Origin of the sequence: Mycolicibacterium neworleansense (assembly GCF_001245615.1) — a bacterium.
In the GTDB taxonomy this organism is placed as follows: domain Bacteria; phylum Actinomycetota; class Actinomycetes; order Mycobacteriales; family Mycobacteriaceae; genus Mycobacterium; species Mycobacterium neworleansense.
In genome coordinates this window covers 1,186,958-1,203,672 of sequence record NZ_CWKH01000001.1, presented here as the reverse complement: position 1 = coordinate 1,203,672, position 16,715 = coordinate 1,186,958, and the positions used below count along the sequence as shown (strand labels likewise).

General features: G+C 65.5%; 21 protein-coding genes. 11 read left to right on the top strand and 10 right to left on the bottom strand.

Annotation, left to right across the window (positions count from 1 at the left end):
• The first annotated feature begins 225 nt into the window (after nt 1-225).
• The 5 genes from BN2156_RS05730 to BN2156_RS05710 all read left to right on the top strand — a co-directional run bounded on the left by BN2156_RS05730 (nt 226) and on the right by BN2156_RS05710 (nt 3,559).
• Nucleotides 226-1,140, top strand: coding sequence for an MBL fold metallo-hydrolase (locus BN2156_RS05730; RefSeq protein ID WP_090511200.1), 915 nt, complete (start codon nt 226-228; stop codon nt 1,138-1,140).
• Nucleotides 1,141-1,385: 245 nt separating this feature from the next.
• A complete protein-coding gene (locus tag BN2156_RS05725; RefSeq protein WP_131725128.1) occupies nt 1,386-1,718 on the top strand; it encodes a hypothetical protein in 333 nt (110 codons plus the stop codon).
• A gap of 177 nt (nt 1,719-1,895) precedes the next feature.
• On the top strand, nt 1,896-2,225 hold the full coding sequence (locus BN2156_RS05720) for an ArsR/SmtB family transcription factor (protein WP_090511192.1): 330 nt from the start codon (nt 1,896-1,898) through the stop codon (nt 2,223-2,225).
• Nucleotides 2,225-2,917 carry a cation efflux transmembrane domain-containing protein gene (locus BN2156_RS05715; RefSeq protein WP_090515539.1) on the top strand — a complete coding sequence of 231 codons (693 nt, stop codon included), beginning with the start codon at nt 2,225-2,227 and terminating at the stop codon, nt 2,915-2,917. Before BN2156_RS05720 ends, BN2156_RS05715 begins: the two co-directional genes overlap by 1 nt.
• 21 nt (nt 2,918-2,938) lie before the next feature.
• A complete protein-coding gene (locus BN2156_RS05710; RefSeq protein WP_090515538.1) occupies nt 2,939-3,559 on the top strand; it encodes a methyltransferase family protein in 621 nt (206 codons plus the stop codon).
• On the opposite strand, the gene BN2156_RS05705 is transcribed toward BN2156_RS05710, so the two are convergent.
• The 5 genes from BN2156_RS05705 to BN2156_RS05685 all read right to left on the bottom strand — a co-directional run bounded on the left by BN2156_RS05705 (nt 3,549) and on the right by BN2156_RS05685 (nt 8,335).
• Nucleotides 3,549-3,944: a tautomerase family protein gene (locus BN2156_RS05705; RefSeq protein ID WP_090515537.1), complete on the bottom strand. Its 396-nt coding sequence runs from the start codon at nt 3,942-3,944 to the stop codon at nt 3,549-3,551. The two genes, BN2156_RS05710 and BN2156_RS05705, sit on opposite strands and share 11 nt — an antisense overlap.
• A 56-nt stretch (nt 3,945-4,000) precedes the next feature.
• Nucleotides 4,001-5,215, bottom strand: coding sequence for a S1C family serine protease (locus BN2156_RS05700; RefSeq protein ID WP_235625342.1), 1,215 nt, complete (start codon nt 5,213-5,215; stop codon nt 4,001-4,003).
• Nucleotides 5,216-5,625: 410 nt separating this feature from the next.
• Nucleotides 5,626-6,174, bottom strand: a complete 549-nt coding sequence (locus BN2156_RS05695) for a GNAT family N-acetyltransferase (RefSeq protein ID WP_090511189.1) — start codon at nt 6,172-6,174, stop codon at nt 5,626-5,628.
• Nucleotides 6,175-6,193: 19 nt separating this feature from the next.
• Nucleotides 6,194-6,604, bottom strand: coding sequence for a transglycosylase family protein (locus tag BN2156_RS05690; RefSeq protein ID WP_090511188.1), 411 nt, complete (start codon nt 6,602-6,604; stop codon nt 6,194-6,196).
• Nucleotides 6,605-6,979: 375 nt separating this feature from the next.
• Nucleotides 6,980-8,335 carry an alpha/beta hydrolase-fold protein gene (locus BN2156_RS05685; RefSeq protein ID WP_090511186.1) on the bottom strand — a complete coding sequence of 452 codons (1,356 nt, stop codon included), beginning with the start codon at nt 8,333-8,335 and terminating at the stop codon, nt 6,980-6,982.
• Between the two features lie 139 nt (nt 8,336-8,474).
• On the opposite strand from BN2156_RS05685, the gene BN2156_RS05680 reads away from it, so the two are divergent.
• The 3 genes from BN2156_RS05680 to BN2156_RS05670 all read left to right on the top strand — a co-directional run bounded on the left by BN2156_RS05680 (nt 8,475) and on the right by BN2156_RS05670 (nt 10,565).
• Nucleotides 8,475-9,491 (top strand): TIGR03617 family F420-dependent LLM class oxidoreductase, encoded by a 1,017-nt coding sequence (locus BN2156_RS05680; protein WP_090515535.1) that lies wholly within the window; start codon nt 8,475-8,477, stop codon nt 9,489-9,491.
• Nucleotides 9,492-9,559: 68 nt separating this feature from the next.
• On the top strand, nt 9,560-9,949 hold the full coding sequence (locus tag BN2156_RS05675) for a TA system antitoxin ParD family protein (protein WP_090511183.1): 390 nt from the start codon (nt 9,560-9,562) through the stop codon (nt 9,947-9,949).
• A 37-nt stretch (nt 9,950-9,986) separates the two neighbouring features.
• Complete coding sequence (locus BN2156_RS05670; RefSeq protein ID WP_090511181.1) at nt 9,987-10,565, top strand: ATPase; 579 nt, start codon at nt 9,987-9,989, stop codon at nt 10,563-10,565.
• 15 nt (nt 10,566-10,580) lie between these two features.
• Here BN2156_RS05670 and katG read toward each other — a convergent pair whose 3' ends face one another.
• From katG to BN2156_RS31105, 3 genes are all read right to left on the bottom strand, one after another.
• Nucleotides 10,581-12,839 carry a catalase/peroxidase HPI gene (katG, locus tag BN2156_RS05665; RefSeq protein ID WP_090511179.1) on the bottom strand — a complete coding sequence of 753 codons (2,259 nt, stop codon included), beginning with the start codon at nt 12,837-12,839 and terminating at the stop codon, nt 10,581-10,583.
• A 37-nt stretch (nt 12,840-12,876) separates the two neighbouring features.
• A complete protein-coding gene (locus BN2156_RS05660) occupies nt 12,877-13,308 on the bottom strand; it encodes a Fur family transcriptional regulator (protein ID WP_090511177.1) in 432 nt (143 codons plus the stop codon).
• 70 nt (nt 13,309-13,378) lie between these two features.
• Nucleotides 13,379-13,627: a hypothetical protein gene (locus tag BN2156_RS31105; protein WP_235625366.1), complete on the bottom strand. Its 249-nt coding sequence runs from the start codon at nt 13,625-13,627 to the stop codon at nt 13,379-13,381.
• On the opposite strand from BN2156_RS31105, the gene BN2156_RS05655 reads away from it, so the two are divergent.
• Together BN2156_RS05655 and BN2156_RS05650 are read left to right on the top strand one after the other, a co-directional pair.
• Nucleotides 13,542-14,120, top strand: a complete 579-nt coding sequence (locus BN2156_RS05655) for an FKBP-type peptidyl-prolyl cis-trans isomerase (RefSeq protein WP_235625341.1) — start codon at nt 13,542-13,544, stop codon at nt 14,118-14,120. The two genes, BN2156_RS31105 and BN2156_RS05655, sit on opposite strands and share 86 nt — an antisense overlap.
• Before the next feature lie 47 nt (nt 14,121-14,167).
• On the top strand, nt 14,168-14,773 hold the full coding sequence (locus BN2156_RS05650) for a class I SAM-dependent methyltransferase (RefSeq protein WP_090511175.1): 606 nt from the start codon (nt 14,168-14,170) through the stop codon (nt 14,771-14,773).
• Here the strand turns inward: BN2156_RS05650 and BN2156_RS05645 are convergent.
• Nucleotides 14,770-15,564 carry a thioesterase family protein gene (locus BN2156_RS05645; protein WP_210436634.1) on the bottom strand — a complete coding sequence of 265 codons (795 nt, stop codon included), beginning with the start codon at nt 15,562-15,564 and terminating at the stop codon, nt 14,770-14,772. The two genes, BN2156_RS05650 and BN2156_RS05645, sit on opposite strands and share 4 nt — an antisense overlap.
• A gap of 105 nt (nt 15,565-15,669) precedes the next feature.
• On the bottom strand, nt 15,670-16,143 hold the full coding sequence (locus tag BN2156_RS05640) for a putative immunity protein (RefSeq protein ID WP_090511169.1): 474 nt from the start codon (nt 16,141-16,143) through the stop codon (nt 15,670-15,672).
• A 126-nt stretch (nt 16,144-16,269) separates the two neighbouring features.
• On the opposite strand from BN2156_RS05640, the gene BN2156_RS31100 reads away from it, so the two are divergent.
• Nucleotides 16,270-16,713 carry a hypothetical protein gene (locus BN2156_RS31100; protein WP_235625212.1) on the top strand — a complete coding sequence of 148 codons (444 nt, stop codon included), beginning with the start codon at nt 16,270-16,272 and terminating at the stop codon, nt 16,711-16,713.
• The last annotated feature ends 2 nt before the right edge of the window (nt 16,714-16,715 follow it).

Here is a 16,715-nt window from a genome sequence, read left to right as displayed (position 1 = left end):
CGACCCTATCTCGGACGATCTAGTCCGGACCCTACCGTCCCGATGTTCTCCGGCTCCCACTGCCCGGATAACCCGGCGATGCACCAAAATCGCTGCTGAACATGCGTATCCGGAGCAGGCGGCCGGCCATCAGCTCGGAAAATCGTCACGCTGGATAGTTCCGGCGACCCGAGGGCGTTCTGCGGAACGACAGGTTAATTTCCCCAGCCCTCAGGAGGAGAACACATGAGCTTGGACAGCATTTCCCATCTTGGCAGCCAGGCTGTCGACGAGTTGGTTCCGTCGCGCTACGCGCAGCAGGTGGGCGACATCGAGGTGCTGGTGATCAGCGACGGAGTCTTGCCCATCACCGCCTCGACGTTGGCCACGAATGTAGAACCGGCCGAACTGGCAGGCTGGTTGGGCGACAATTTCCTGCCGCCCGAGGTGGTCGATTGGCCACTGAACGTGGTCGTCGTGCGCAGCGGCGATCGGACCATCCTCGTCGACGCCGGGTTGGGGCTGGAGTTCCCAGACTTCCCACGGGCCGGCAACACGGTCCAGCGACTCGAGGCGGCCGGTGTGGATCTGGCTTCCGTGACAGACGTGGTGCTCACCCACATGCACATGGACCACGTCGGCGGGTTGATCACCACGGGGCTCAAGGAACGCCTCTGTCCGGACCTGCGGGTTCACGCCGCGACCGCCGAGGCAGAGTTCTGGGAGGCGCCCGATTTCTCCCACACCGTCATGCCGCAGCCGATTCCGGATGTGCTTCGCCGGGTCGCGACGCAGTTCCTCGACGAATACCGGGGCCAGCTGAAGACATTCGAGACCGAGTACGAGGTGGCACCGGGCGTGCTCATCTCGCGCACCGGCGGTCACACCCCCGGCCACAGCGTGGTCCGTCTGGAATCGCGCGGCGAGAAGCTGACGTTCGCCGGCGACGCCGTATTCGCACCCGGATTCGATAATCCGGAGTGGCAGAACGGATTCGAACACGACCCCGAGGAGGCCGCTCGGGTCCGTATCCAGCTCTTGCGTGAGCTGGCGGCGACCGGCGAGTCGCTGGTGGCCACCCACCTGCCGTTCCCGTCCGTGTGCCACGTGGCCACCGCCGGTGACGTCTTCCGGTGCGTGCCGGCGGTCTGGGATTACTGAGGCCGTAGTGGTCGGCCGGCGGCCTCCGTGGAGGCCGCCGGCCTGTCCCGCGTCGCTGGAACAAGATCACTGGTACGCCTTCGTTTTTGACCTGCACGTCAAACTTCAGGCGGCATCGAAGTTTCTGTCAGCGAAGTACCGTTTTCGCTCCGCAATACCCGCCGAACTGCGAGCATGGGCGGTATCGGTTCGGTAACGGCAAACGCTGAGCCGACTCGTGTGAGTCTCGTGTGAAGGAGCGGCAGATGACGGCTTTCGAGATGCGAAACGTGCTGAGCAGAGCCATGGTGGGGGCAATCGCTGGAGTGTCCCTGTTGGGGGCGGGCCTTCCAGCGGCAGTGGTGTCCGTTGCCTCGGCAGTCCCCGGCGCAGCCGCGGCCCTTGAGCCGATGAGTCCGGATGATCCGGCGTGCGCGACCGAAGGGTGGAATCCGTCCTGCTTCGGCGGCATGTACGACCAGGTTCCGGATGACGGAATACCCGGGGACAACGCGGCAGAAGGCGGGATACCGGCCCCGGCGATGGTGCCGAATGTCGACGGGTCGATGAGCCCGCCCGGCACGCCAGGGGCGATCTAGTCGCGATCCTCACGACCGTCGTAAGGCCCATGCCGATGAGTTCGTCGGCGGACATACCCCTTATGGCCCCGCGGCGTCGGTGAAGAAATCTGGCCGGTCATCAGACGAGGACCGGTGGACAATGCACATGACAGTTCAGTCTTTTGTGAATACACGAATCGATGTACTGTCGGTCGAGTGGAGACTCTCACGCAGGTAGCGGTACTCGCGCGGTTCGGTCACGCCCTGTCGGATCAGACCCGATCGAAGATCCTGATTGCCCTGAAAGACTCCCCCGCATACCCGGCCGACCTGGCCGCCGCAGCAGGGGTATCCCGGCAGAGCATGTCCAATCACCTTGCTTGCCTGCGTGGTTGCGGATTGGTCGTGGCTGTTCCAGAAGGACGGCGCACCCGCTACGAGCTCGCCGACGCCAAGCTCGCCCATGCTTTGAACGACCTCCTGAATGTGGTGCTCGCCGCCGAATCTGAGCACTGCCCAGATGCCGCGGCCCAGGGGTGCTGCTGATGGCCTCTGGCCTCCGGCATCCCACCGTTGCGCTGACCCAGGCGCGACGCGCAGTGCTGCATCGGCGGATCCAACTGTTCGTCGCGGGCACCATCACCTACAACGTGGTCGAGGCGATCATCGCAATCGCCGAAGGTGCCAGGGTGTCCTCGACCGCGTTGATCGGCTTCGGACTCGATTCTGTGATCGAGGTGTCCTCGGCCGCCGCCGTCGCTTGGCAGTTCTCGGGACCGAACCCGGATGCCCGCGAAAAGACCGCATTGCGGATCATCGCGATGTCGTTTTTCGCCCTGGCCGGCTACGTCACCGTCGAATCAATCCGAGCGCTCACCGGAGCAGCCGAGGCACGGCACTCATCAATCGGCATCGCACTGACCGCGGCCAGCCTGATCGTCATGCCGTTATTGTCGTGGGCGCAACGCCGTGCCGGCCGTGAGCTCGGATCCCGGTCAGCGGTGGCCGATTCCAAACAGACGCTGCTGTGCACCTACCTATCCGCCGTGGTGCTCGCCGGCCTGGTCCTCAACAGCCTGTTCGGCTGGAGTTGGGCCGACCCGGTCGCCGCGCTGATCCTCGCCGGTGTGGCCATCAAGGAAGGGCGCCAAGCGTGGCGGGGCCAAACCTGCTGCGGTCCTGCCCGCCCCGATACCGACGCCGGAGGCGAAAGCTCTCACCCTTGCTGCAGTGACTGACCCGTTGAGGAGATGGTGACCATGGCCGTGACCGCACTGATTCTCTACCTGATATTCGGGGTGCTGGCATTCGGCTGGCGCAGCTGGATTCGGTACCGCCGGAGTGGATCGACCGGATTCCGGGGCATTCATGGAAAGCCCGGATCGCTGGAATGGTGGGCCGGCGTCGGATTCATCATGGCGATCATCGTCGGGGTCGCCGCGCCGGCGGCACAGCTGCTCGGATTCCTGACCCCGGTTGCCGCCCTACAGAATCCCTGGATTCAGGCGCTTGGGACGGTCCTGGCCGTCACCGGAATCGCCGCCACCCTGTATGCCCAGCTGGACATGGGTGAATCCTGGCGAATCGGAGTCGATCCCGGCGAGACGACCGCATTGGTGCGCCACGGGGTGTTCGGAACGGTGCGCAACCCGATCTTCACCGCCATGGTCGTCTTCGCCGGTGGCATCACCGTCATGACGCCCAATCCGATCGCGTTGTCTGCCTTCATCGTGCTGTGGGCCACGATCGAATTGCAGGTCCGGGCCGTCGAAGAGCCCTACCTGCGGCGCACCCATGGCGAGGCCTACGGGGACTATTGCGCTACCGTCGGGCGGTTCGTACCCGGCATCGGACGCACCGAGAATCCGGTCACACGTTGACGTCGAAGCCCAGATCGACATCGCAGGCCGCCTGCCCACCACGAATTCCCCAGTTCTCGACAGCGCTTTCCCGCAAGACGATCGTGACGTGATCAGGCGGGATGCCAAGTCCCTCTAGGCGATTGACGACCTCTCGGTAGAGAGTGCGCTTGGCCCCCACAGTGCGCCCGGCAAAGCAGTCGACCGCTACGAACGTGTACAGTTCAGGCCTCGCCAGACCCGGCGAATGTGAGAACCGGTGAGGCTCATGGCACACCAGCCGGACATGCTTGTCCCCGGGCGGTATCTGGAACGCGGCCACCAGCGCATCGTGCACCGCGTCGATGATCGCCACCTCTTCAGGTTCGGTGTACCGGTGCCTGACCTCAATGACCGTGCTGGGCATCGAGGAATCGTCACACACCCGGCGATCCGCCGTCATCCGATTTCTCAGCGGAGTCGTCAGGCCTGCACCTGCCCCAGCGTGACATCCACGGTGTGCGAAGCCCCGGACGGGTCCTCAAAGGTCAGCGTCACGGTGTCCCCCGGCGCCTGGGCCCGCACGGCAGCGACCAAGGCATCGGGACCGTCGATCACCTTGTTGTCGAGCTTGGTGATCACCGCGCCGTTCGGCAGGCCGGCGGCCGCTGCCGGGCCGCCGTCGACGACGCCGGCGACCGCTGCGCCGCTTCCGTCATTGCAGGAGAGCTGAACACCGAGCGAGGCATGCTGGACAGTTCCGGTCGAAACCAGTTCATCGGCAAGACGTTTGGCCTGATCCACCGGGATGGCGAAGCCCAGACCGATCGAACCGGCCTGCCCGCCACCTTGTGAGCCCTGACCACCACCCAACGATGCGATCGCCGAGTTCACCCCGATGAGGTCGCCGTTCATGTCGACCAGCGCGCCTCCGGAGTTGCCCGGGTTGATTGCCGCGTCAGTCTGAATGGCGCTCATCACCGACTGCTGGCCGCTCTGTCCGTCGCCCGTGGCAACCGGGCGATCCAGTGCGCTGATGATGCCGGTCGTCACGGTCCCCTGAAGACCCAAGGGTGAGCCGACCGCAACGACGTTCTGCCCGACCTTGAGGTCCTTCGACGATCCGATCGTGATGGGTGTGAGCCCAGAGATGTTCTGGGCCTTCACCACGGCGATGTCGTCATCTGGGTCGGTGCCGACCACGGAGAACGGCACGGTTCGCCCGTCAGACATGGTCACGGTCGCACGCATGGCGCCGCTGGTGCGGCCGGAATTGTTGGCCGACGGCCCGTCGGGCGAGTACTGGTCACCACCGGGGAACAGCCCACGCGGCAAACCGGGGAACTGCCCATCCGGTGACGCCTCGGCGGCCATCGGCCCCTGACCGCCGGCGCCTCGGGCGGCGGAGGCCACGACATGGTTGTTGGTCAGGATCAGGCCGTCCTCGCTGAGGACGATGCCAGAGCCTTCCTCACGCCCCTGCCCGGTCTCGACTTCCAGCTTCACCACGCTGGGCAACACCTTGGCAGAGACCTGTTCGACCGATCCGGCCGGTGCCGAACCCTTCGGCTGAGCCGGGGCGGCTCCGGTGATCGGCGATGGTTTGCCGACGCGGTCGGCGGCCGGTGCCTGCGCGACGGGCGTCGGCGCTCCCGAATGATCGACCACCGCGACGGCGGCGACCGCACCGGTTGCCATGGCCACCGCGGCGGTGCCGGCCACCAGCACGCCGACGCGCGTCTTCTTCTTGGGCTGCGAAGTCTCCTGTGCCAGAGGCGCATCGAACTTCTGAGTCATCTCCGGATGCAGCCCATAAGGCGGAAACGGCTGCTGATAGCCCTTTCGGCTCCATGGGCTCGGATTGTGTTGATCCGCCGCCTGTTTCGCGTCCCACTCACGGTTGCCATCTTGCGACGACATCCCCGACCACTGGTTCATTGTGATTGCTTCTTCCCCTGCGACACCGACATATATGCGCCGTGCCGGCGCCTACGTAGATGCTGCAGGCCCGTACTGAGGGTTTGCTGAGAGTGGGCTCGGTGCCGCCCAAGACTTTTGACCGCGCCTACGTGGGCGCCGTCACAGCAGTAGTGCCGGCCTCGAAAGAGCTACTGCGACAGGAATGTCCCCAGCTCAGCTGTCGCCAGAACTTGCAGGGCGTTGAATTGCTCGAACGTGCCGACCTGTGTGAATCCGAGCCGTCCGGCGAGTCGAAGCGCCGCCAGATTGGCCGCCTGGGTGACGATCAGGATGGGTTGGTCAGCGAGTTGCTCTGCGGCGCAGCGCAGTAACGCATGCGCGGCCTCACTCGCATAACCGCTGCCCCATGCGCGTGCGCGAAAGACATAGCTGAGTTCCAACTCACCGCCTCCGGCGCGCACGTGACCGGGCAATTCCGGATCACGTCGGCTGAGCGTCACCATGCCCAACATGTCGTCGGATTCCCGGTCTGCCACGACGTAACAGCCGTCGGCGGCCAACAGATTCGCCGCCCCCACCGAGACCACGGCTGCCCGGACATCCACCTCGGCGCGGGGCCCACCGAGGAATCGGCGCACCCGCTCATCGGTCTGCGTCTCGATGAGCCCCTCGGCGTCGTCGTCCCGACCTCGGCGCAGGCGCACCCGTTCGGCATCAATACGGTTGGCGGTCAGCATCGAACGGTCGATATGTCCGTCAGGACAGCGGATTGAGTACCAGCGTGCACAGCCGGGGCAGGTTTCTCAATGGGATCCAGACCATCACCTGGCGGCAGGTTCCCGAAGCCTGACCGATCGGCCCGCCGCACACCGGCCACGCGCCGAGGCCTTGCGTCTGCAGCACGTTGCGCGCCACCCGGATCTGTTCCTCGCGACTGGCCGCGGCCGGCGAACCCGTTCCGCCGTGAGAAGTCCAGGTGGCGGGAGTGAACTGCAGTCCGCCGTAGAAGCCGTTGCCGGTATCGGCTGACCAGTTGCCACCGGATTCGCACTGGGCCATCGCGTCCCAGTTCGGTTCGGCGCCGGCGTTCGGGACTGCCAGCAGGGAGTGAGCCAGGGCGATCGCACCGATGAATGCGAACACGGTGACGACCTTGCGCACGCGCATGTCGATCCCTTCATCGCGGGGCGAAAGACTATTTGCAGCCCATCGTGATACACGAGTTTACCGATGAGGTGAAAGTAAAATACCCGTGCTAGAGAGTCTAATTATCTTCTATGAGTTTATTTAATAGTTATGCGTCTGATGTGACCAATGAGGATGGCAAGCCGGTGCGGATGGACCATAAAAGGCCAGCTCAGGCGGAGCGTCTGGCGAGCGGCACAGCTCGGAACCGTGCGCGCCGCTTTCATAAATTCGGCAAGCGGATACTGTGACAATTGCAAACTACTGTGAATTGCGTTTCCAATGCGCTAGCAGTGAAAGAAATGAATTCTGTTGCAAATGTGACAGCAGGGATAGCTGTGGTTCCTGTTATTCCTGTTACAGGGCGCTACTGACGACGTTCGCGGGGCGCAGCCGGGCGATGATGCCGTCGAGGTCGCGCAGGAACATGTCGGGACGGAAGACGTGGCCGCCGGGCACCTCGTGTGCCTCATGCGGGATACCGGCGCGGGTGAGCAGCTCACGGAACTCGCGTTGACCCGCGAGCACCTGCGTCTCGTTCACGCTGTCGAACCAGTTGAGCGGATCGGGGCTGGTGCCGGCGACGAGGAAAACCCGTTTGTTGCGGTAGCTCTCGATCCGTTCGACCGGGTTGTCGGCGCTGACCCTGGCCTGGTCCCAGAAGGGGGCGCCGTAGACCGTTCCGCCGCCCAGATCCAGCACCGCCGACGTGATGTTCGCCCAGTGCACGACAAGGCCGAAATCGCGGCGCAGGCTCGCCGGACCGGAGTGGGCACTGACCGAGGCGAAGTGGCCGTAGTACTTGGCCGCATATTTCAGCGCCCCGAAACCGCCCATCGAGAACCCGCCGACCGCACGCCCGTCGTACTCGGCGTACGTCCGGAAGTTCGCCTCGATCCAGGGCAGCAGCTGGGCGATGTGGAACGTCTCCCAGTTGCGCGGGCCGACAAATGAGGTGACCGGGTTGGAATGCCAGCCGGCGTGCCCGCCGTCGGGCATCACCACGATGATCGGTTTCCCGGCCGTCCAGTCCCGGATACCCATGAAGTCGAACGAACGGAAGTCGTCGTTGCCGCCGTGATACATGTACAGCACCGGGTAGGTGCGACCGCTGGTGTGGTAGTCGTTGGGGAGCAGAACGTTGACGCCGGGGTTCCACCCGATGGCGGCGGTCTGGAATCGGTAGTACCACAAGCGGGGATCGTTTTCATTGCGGTCCACGATCCGCAGGCCGAACCCGTCGCTGCGGCCGCTGAAGATGATCAGCGCCTGGCCGGGGTTGACGTGACCGGGGTCGGGAATGCCGTTGACACCGGCGATCGGCGGGTAGAACGAGGCGTCGCCGTAAAACCGTGATGCCAACGCCGACAACGTATCCCCCGGCGCGACCGTGTACCGCTTGAGTTCGGGAACGATCAGCCGTTGACCCGGATCGATGGCCGCGCCCTCGGCGATCCCGCTGGCGGCCGCGATCAACCGGGCCAACTCGGCATGACCGTAGAAGCGTGATGCCACGGCCGACAACGAGTCTCCGGCCACCACGGTGTACCGCGCGTAGTCGGGAAAGACGAGTTTCTGCCCGACCTTGACGACGTCGGGATCGGGAATTGCGCTGGCCGCCGCGATCAGCCGATACAGGTCCGCGTCTCCGTAGAAGCGCAAGGCCAAGGCTGACAGCGTCTCCCCCGCCACCACCGTGTGAATCCTGATCATGGGTCCCCCTCCTGCAGTCGCAACAAGCTCTGGTTGGTGACGGCGCCCGTTGCCCTGATGCCGACAAGTCTAGGCGCCCGGTGCCGTGAAACAGTTGACTTTCAAGGCATTACGGATGCGCGGGACGTACGCTCCCCACGTGTACGTCGACGTGATGACCGTTCCGCAGCCGCTGGCAAAAATCGGCGACCTTGCCCGCCGCACCCAGGCCGCCGGATTCTCTGGACTACTACTCACCGAAACGGGCCGCACGGCCTATCTCAACGCAGCTGTCGCATCGCAGTCCGCTCCCGGCCTGGAGCTCTCGACCGGTGTCGCCGTTGCCTTTCCGCGCAGTCCGTTCGTGACAGCGGCCTCGGCCTGGGAACTGCAGGAGGCAACGGGCGGCCGGTTCCGGCTCGGTATCGGCACCCAGGTCCGCACGCACGTGGTCCGGCGCTACGGGATGCCTTTCGAGCACCCGGGTCCGCGCCTGCGCGACTATGTGCTGACCGTCAAGTCCTGCTTCGCCGCATTCCGGACCGGCAAGCTCGATCATCACGGCGACTTCTATGACCTGGACTTCATCACTCCCCAGTGGAACCCGGGACCGATCGACGCACCCGATCCCAAGGTGGACATCGCCGCCGTCAATCCGTGGATGCTGCGCATGGCTGGTGAAGTCGCCGATGGCGTGCACGTCCACCCGATCGGTGAACCCGGCTACATCGCCCGGCACGTGTTGCCCAACATCGCAGCGGGGGCGGCAAAGGCAGGACGCTCCCCCGCCGATATCGCCAAGATCATCCCGGTGATGACGATCGTCGGCGACAGCGACCAGGAACGCGCCAACGAGCGCGAGTTCGTCCGGGCCAGCATGAGCTTCTACGGCAGCACCCCGAACTACGCGTTCATCTGGGACGAGGCCGGCTTCGACGGCACCACCGCACGCCTGCGGGAAAAGCAGAAGGCCGGTGACATCGCCGGCATGGCAGCGCAGATCACCGACGAGCACATCGCCGCCTTCGCCACCGAATCGACCTGGGACGGACTGGCGGATGCGTTGATCGCCAAGTACGGCGGAATCGCCACCCGCATCGTCCTGTACAACGCGCTCGGCGGGGCCGACCGCTTCGAACGGTACGGCGAGATCGCGAGGCGATTGTCGGCGGCGTAACACCAGATCGAGCCGTCTACGTAGCATTCTGCTACGCTTGTTTCAGACTGCTACAACGGAGGTCCGACATGACCGAGACCGCAGATCGGGTGACCCGGTTCGCCGCCGACCTGATGGACAGTGCCGCCGCCGAAGGCGCACGTCAGAGCCGGTCGGCCAAACAGCAGCTCGATCACTGGGCCCGGGTGGGCCGGGCCGTGTCGAGCCGGCACAGTGCCGCACGCCGCAAGGTCGAATCCGCCCTGGCGGGCGAGACTCCCCTGCGCGAATTGACCACCGAAGAAGGTGCGGTGTTCGACGCCGAGATCGCCGCCTCCATCGAGGAGAGCCTGGCGCGGGCCGACTACGGCAAGACGCTGGCCGCACGCGGGATCACCACCGTGGCGCTCGACGACGACGGCGAGATCGTGCAGTACCGCCCGGACGGCAGCACTGCGGTGCTGGCGAGCCGGCGATGACCGCGGCATGCGCTGACACGGACCTTTCTGCCACGCGGTGAAGCGTCTCGATCTCGTCGTCGGCTGCAACGGCGCCGGCAAGTCCACCTTCGTCGAACTCACCCTCTCGCCCCTGCTCCCGGGCAGCCCCTTCGTCAACGCCGACGAAATCGCCAAACGCCGCTGGCCCGAAGACCCGGCCCCGCACTCCTACGAGGCCGCGCTCGTCGCCGCCGAAACCCGGGCAAAGCTCATCGAGCTCGGTGAATCGTTCATCGCCGAGACGGTGTTCTCCCACCCCTCCAAGCTCGAGCTCATCGACGATGCGCACGCAGCGGGGTACACCGTCATCGTCCACTGCATCCTGATCCCCGAGGACCTGGCCGTGCTGCGGGTCCTGCACCGGGTCCAAGCCGGCGGCCATGACGTCCCCGAGACCAAGATCCGTGAACGCTACCAACGACTTTGGGATCTCGTCGCGAGAGCCGCGGCACGAGCGGACTCGGCGACCTTCTACGACAACAGCACCGTCAGCGGTCCACGGATCGTCGCGCAGATCGCAGGCGGATTCGTCGTCGGGTCGCCCACTTGGCCGAAATGGACACCAGCGGAGCTGAATTCCCGCCTGTGGGTCTAGTGGCCGCCGCCCGGCTCAGTCCAGGTCGAACCGATCGTTGTTCATCACCTTCACCCAGGCCGCGACGAAATCGTCGACGAACTTGATCTTGTTGTCCTCCTGCGCATAGACCTCGGCAACGGCACGCAGTACCGAATTCGAACCGAACACCAGGTCATTGGCGGTAGCCGTCCACCTGGTCTGGCCGGTGGTGCGATCCCGTCCCTCGTACACGTTCTCCGTGGTTTCCGATGGCTTCCACTCGGTACTCATGTCGAGCAGATTCACGAAGAAATCATTGGACAACGCACCGGGGTTCTGGGTGAATACACCGTGCTTGCTGCCGCCGTGGTTGGCCCCAAGCGCGCGAAGTCCACCGACGAGCACGGTCAGCTCCGGCGCGGTCAGATTCAGGAAGTAAGCCTTGTCCACCAGCAGCTGCTCGAGCGGCGCCTTCTCGCCCGGCCGCACGAAATTGCGGAAGCCGTCGGCGCGCGGTTCGAGTACCGCGAACGAGTCCACATCCGTGGACTCCTGCGACGCATCGGTGCGCCCCGGCACGAAGTGCACCTTGACCTCGTAACCGCCGTCCCGAGCCGCCTTCTCGATGGCTGCGGAGCCGGCCAGCACGATGAGGTCCGCCAAGGAGATCTTCTTGCCGCCGGAGGCAGAACCATTGAAGTCCTGCTGGATCCGCTCCAGCACCGGCAGCACCTTGTCCAACTCGGACGGTTCGTTGACCTCCCAATTGCGTTGCGGCTCCAGGCGCAGCCGCCCGCCGTTGGCACCGCCGCGTTTGTCGGTGCCGCGGAAGCTCGCCGCCGCCGACCAGGCCACCTTCACCAGCTGCTGAACCGACAGGCCCGCGTCGAGAAGCTTGCCCTTCAACGTCTCGATGTCCTGCTCGTCAACCAGCGGATGGTCCACCTCGGGTACCGGGTCCTGCCACAGTTGCGGCTCCGGAATCCACGGGCCGAGGTAGCGGCTGATCGGTCCCATGTCACGGTGCAGCAACTTGTACCAGGCTTTGGCGAAGGCCTCGTTGAGCTCCTCGGGGTGCTCGAGCCAGCGCCGGGTGATCGGCCCGTAGATCGGATCCACGCGCATCGATATGTCGGTCACGAGCATCGTCGGCTTGCGTGGTGGCCCACCGAACGGATCCGGAATGATCGCCTCGGCGTCTTTCGCCTCGAATTGCCATGCGTCGCCGGGACTCTTGGTCAGCTCCCACTCGTGGCCATAGAGGATCTCCAGGTAGCTGTTGCTCCACTTCGTCGGCGTCGTGGTCCACACGACTTCCAGCCCGCTGGTGATGGTGTCGCCGGCCTTGCCCGAGCCGAACGCGCACTTCCAGCCCAGGCCCTGCTGTTCGATGGGCGCGGCTTCCGGTTCGGGCCCGACCAGGTCACCCGGGCCGGCGCCATGCGTCTTACCCAGCGTGTGCCCACCGACGATCAGCGCGGCGGTCTCCTCGTCGTTCATCGCCATCCGGCCGAACGTCTCACGGATGTCGTGAGCCGCGGCCAAGGGATCGGGCTTGCCTTCGGGGCCTTCGGGATTCACGTAGATCAGACCCATTGTGGTGGCGCCGTACGGGTTGGCCAGCTCGCGGTTGCTGGTGTCGTTGGTGCCGCCGTAGCGCTTGTCGGTGCCCAGCCAGGTGTCCTCCTGGCCCCACAGGATCTCCTCGGGCTCCCAGATGTCCTGGCGCCCGAACGCGAAGCCGAAGGTCTTGAAGCCGGCGGACTCCAGGGCCACGTTTCCGGCGAAGATGATCAGGTCGGCCCAGGAGATCTTGTTGCCGTACTTCTGTTTCACCGGCCAGAGCAGCCGGCGGGCCTTGTCCAGGCTCACATTGTCCGGCCAGCTGTTGATCGGGGCGAACCGCTGCGCGCCCTGGCCACCGCCGCCCCGACCGTCGAAGATGCGGTAGGTCCCGGCGGCGTGCCAACTCATCCTGATGAAGAGCCCGGCATAACTGCCGTAGTCGGCCGGCCACCAGTCCTGCGATGACGTCATCAGCTCCAGCATGTCGGCCCGCAGCGCCTCGACGTCGAGCTTCTGGAACTCCTGGGCGTAGTTGAAGTCGGCGCCAAGGGGGTTTCCCTCGGCGGGCTGCTTGTGCAACCTCGAGACGTCGACCTGATCGGGCCACCAGTCCTGATTGGTCAGCGGTGCGTGAGCCTTGGGCTTGGGCGACTCGATGACCGGGTTCTCGGACTCGCTGCGGCTGTGGGTTTCGGTGTCGGCCTCTGGCGGGCGGGCGTCGGAGGTGTCGGGGGTGTTCGGGGGCATTGCATTCCCTTTCATCGGTTGAGCGACGGGGCTGCCGTCAAGAACTTGCAGATCGTGAGCAGTCAGGGCATAGGCCCCAATAGATGACCTCGGCTTCATCGATGGCGAAACCGTTGTCGTCCGATGCGGTCAGGCATGGCGCATCGCCGACCGCGCAATCCACATCGGCGATCACGCCGCACGACCGGCATACGACGTGGTGGTGGTTGTCATTTACCCGGGTCTCGTAGCGGGCAACCGACCCGGTCGGCTGGATCCGGCGTACCAGCCCGGCCGCGGTCAACGCGTTGAGCGCGTCGTAGACGGTCTGATGGGAAACGTCGGGCAATTGCACGCGCACGGCGCGAATGACCCGATCTGTTTCGGCGTGCGGATGCTCCTTCACCGCATTGAGTACCGCCAGCCGGGGGCGAGTGATCCGGAGCCCGGCCGAGCGCAGCATGCCTGTGAAGTCGAGGCCATCAGCCATTACCTCGAGTGTGGCGGCTAGCCTGGAAGGTATCAAGGTTCTGGCCGAACTCGTTGCAGTACAACACCTCTCATCGGCGCAATTGGCGCCACTCGGGGATCAGGGTGACGATCGGCCGATATCGCCCCCAGCCGTCGGCGAGCACCGGGAAGCCCGGCTGTAGCGTGACGTGCATGAATTCCTTTCGCGTGCCCTCCTCCGTTGCGCTCGTGGCCTGTGCCGCGTCGTTGACCATGGCGCTCGCCGCGTGCGGCTCGGACACGGAAACCTCCTCGGCCACCTCCTCGCCGAGCACGCCGTCGGTCGCCGAGGTGCTCACCCCCTCGATCGCCGAGACCGCGACCGAGGCCAGCACGTGCCCGACCGCGGCGCCGCAGAACGCGGGCGCCCCCGAATGGACGCTGCCCGGGGCGACCGGCAGCGTTGCGGTCACCGGCTCCACCGACACCGCGGCACCGGTGGTCAAGGTCGACGGACCGTTCAGCGTGGCCCAGACCCAGGTACAGACCCTCAAGGCCGGCGACGGGCCGGTCGTGGCCCCGTCCGCGAACGTCACGGTCTGCTACATGGGCGTCAACGGACGCGACGGATCGGTGTTCGACAGCAGCTACGAACGTGGTGAGCCGGTCGACTTCCCGCTCAACGGCGTCGTGCCGGGCTTCCAGAAAGCCATTTCGGGACAGAAGGTCGGGTCCACCGTGGCCGTGGCGATGACCTCTGCCGACGGTTATCCCGAGGGGCAGCCCGCTGCGGGTATCCAGCCGGGCGACTCACTGGTCTTCGCGATCAAGATCCTCGACGCCCAAGGCTGAGCGAACCGCCCGGCCCGGCCCCGGCCTGCGCTTGCAAGAATGCTCACATGGTCGAGCGGAGCATCTGGATGCAAAAGGTCGCGGCCGATCCTGGGCATTCGAACTGGTACATCGAACGATTTCGTGCCATGGCACGCGCCGGTCAGGACCTGGCCGGTGAAGCTCGCCTGGTGGATGCCATGGCATCCCGCCACGCCCGCATCCTGGATGCCGGCTGCGGTCCCGGGCGCGTGGGCGGATATCTGGCCGGGGCCGGGCACCAGGTGGTGGGCGTCGACGTCGACCCGGTTCTGATCGAGGCGGCGAAGAAGGACCATCCCGGTCCGCGGTGGCTCGTCGGCGACCTCGCCGAGCTCGACCTGCCGGCGCGCGGCATCTCCGACCCATTCGACATCATCGTGTCGGCGGGCAACGTGATGACCTTCCTCGCCCCGAGCACCCGGGTTCAGGTGCTGACGCGGCTGCGTGCGCATCTCGCCGACGGCGGCCGTGCCGTGATCGGATTCGGAGCCGGCCGCGAGTACGAGTTCGACCAGTTCCTCGACGACGCGGCCACGGGCGGATTCACCCCGGATCTGTTGCTGTCGACGTGGGATCTGCGGCCGTTCACCGAAGACTCGGACTTCCTCGTCGCGATCCTGCGGCCGGCCTAGCCCGATCCGTTCGGACTGAAGTTGAAATTGGCTGCGGCGGTGGATAGTCCGGTGCCGATCGGCCCGCAGGTGTCATACAGGCAGGCGCTGCCGGTCGCCACGCCGTCGGCGCTGGTATGGGTCACCGCCGCCATCCCGATATAGGGGCCGACCGGGAGTCTGCTCAGCGCCAGTGTGTAGTCCGCGTTGATGAAAGCCAGGCCGGCCGAGCTGAAATTGGTCATCGAACTCGTCACGTCGACCGCCAGCGCCGCCCGCACGAACGGTGAGAGTTCTTCACCGGCGACCAGATCACGCACCTCACGCAACCACGCATAGCGCGGACCGCACTGCTGCCACGGGAAACCCTCGCCGCTCCATTCCGGATCCGGCCCATAGGCCCGGATGAACATCGGCACCGTGTCGTCGAAGACCTCCGGTTCCTCCGGTAGCGGCGGCAGGTCGATCGAGGTGGACCAGAATTCACCGTCGGGCTGGGTGCCGCGCCGCAGATACAGCGCCGAGGCGCGGGCCACCAACTCGCCGTCCTGGGTCATGGCCGCATCGACCGCCTGCATGCGTGAGCCGGACCGAACCACAGAGGCAGAAACCCGAACCGGTGCACTGGCGACCCGGCGCTGGATTTCCACGGTGAACCGGGCCGGCTGCAGCCCCTCGTCGGTGACGAGTCCCTCGACCGCCCGCGCCAGCAGACCGCCGACCACCTGACCGCCCAAGGTAGGGCCCCACCCTCCGTGTGCGATCTCGTTCGGCACGAACCCGTCGTCACTGCTCACAAAGAACGGCGTCATCGCAGCGCGCTCCACAGGCACCCCTCTCGTCCGGCACTTCAGGCAAATACGGACTTTATTACAGAGTTACCTACAGTTGACACAACGATAGTTTCGGACGCGCCGTCAGAGATCGAACACCGACCAACAGATGCCATTGCGCAGGCGCTGGTCATCGAGGACCAGCTCGCGGATCGCCTCCGGGAGCTGATCACGCTGCCACTGGCATTCCCGTCTGCCTGCGGCCAAGCCATCACCGTCGCGTGCCGCGGCCCGCACGGCCTTGATCGCATACGCCGCCGCACCGAGTTCGTGTGCCGCCACGTGGGCGACGGCCCGCAGGTCGCGCGCTGCGCCCATGGCGTGGCCGCCGGCGGCGCGCGCCTGCATCATCTTGACCTCGCCGCCAACCCATGCCCTGGCGTGTTCGATGGCTTGGCGCGGACGGGGGTCACCGGGTTGAACCGACTCGAACAGGCCGAGGACGTGCTCGGCGCACGAGGCCGCCCACAGGGCCAGGAGGTGGTGATCCGAATCGGTGAGAGTTCCGCCGCGACGAATCGTGATGAAGCGAGGGTCGCGGATCTTCGGAAGAATCATCGCCGGCCCATCCGATCAGAGCGCCCAATCGCCATGCGCCAAGGGTGCCACGGATTTGACTGCGGCTATTGCCACGGCCGCCCCATCGCTCTACTATCGCCTGTAGTAGGCCAATGGGGGGGCACTATGACGGCACCGACAATCGTTCAGACACAACGCTTTCTGCGCCTGACCGCCTGGACGTTCCTAGCCGGCTGGGGACTGCACGTGATCGACCATCTGCTCCGGGGAATGTCGGCGTCGCCGATGTTCGTCATGGCCGGCGGCATGATTCAGGGTGTGGTCGTCATCATCGCGATCACCATGGCCGTGCGTGACCATCCCCGAGCGCCCGAGGCTGCGATCTTCACCGGTGTCGCCAGCGCGGTGCTGTTCACCTATGCGCATCTGCTGCCCAATTTCTGGCCGGATTTCCAAGACAGCTATCTCAGCGGTCCCCGCATCAACGTCACCTGGTTCTCCTGGGTGACAGCACTTTCCGAGATCGGCACCGGACTGCTGTTCGCCTACGCCGGACTGCGAGCGAGGACCGCGCGCCAGACATCGGCAGAGCCGACGACTTCCGGGTAACG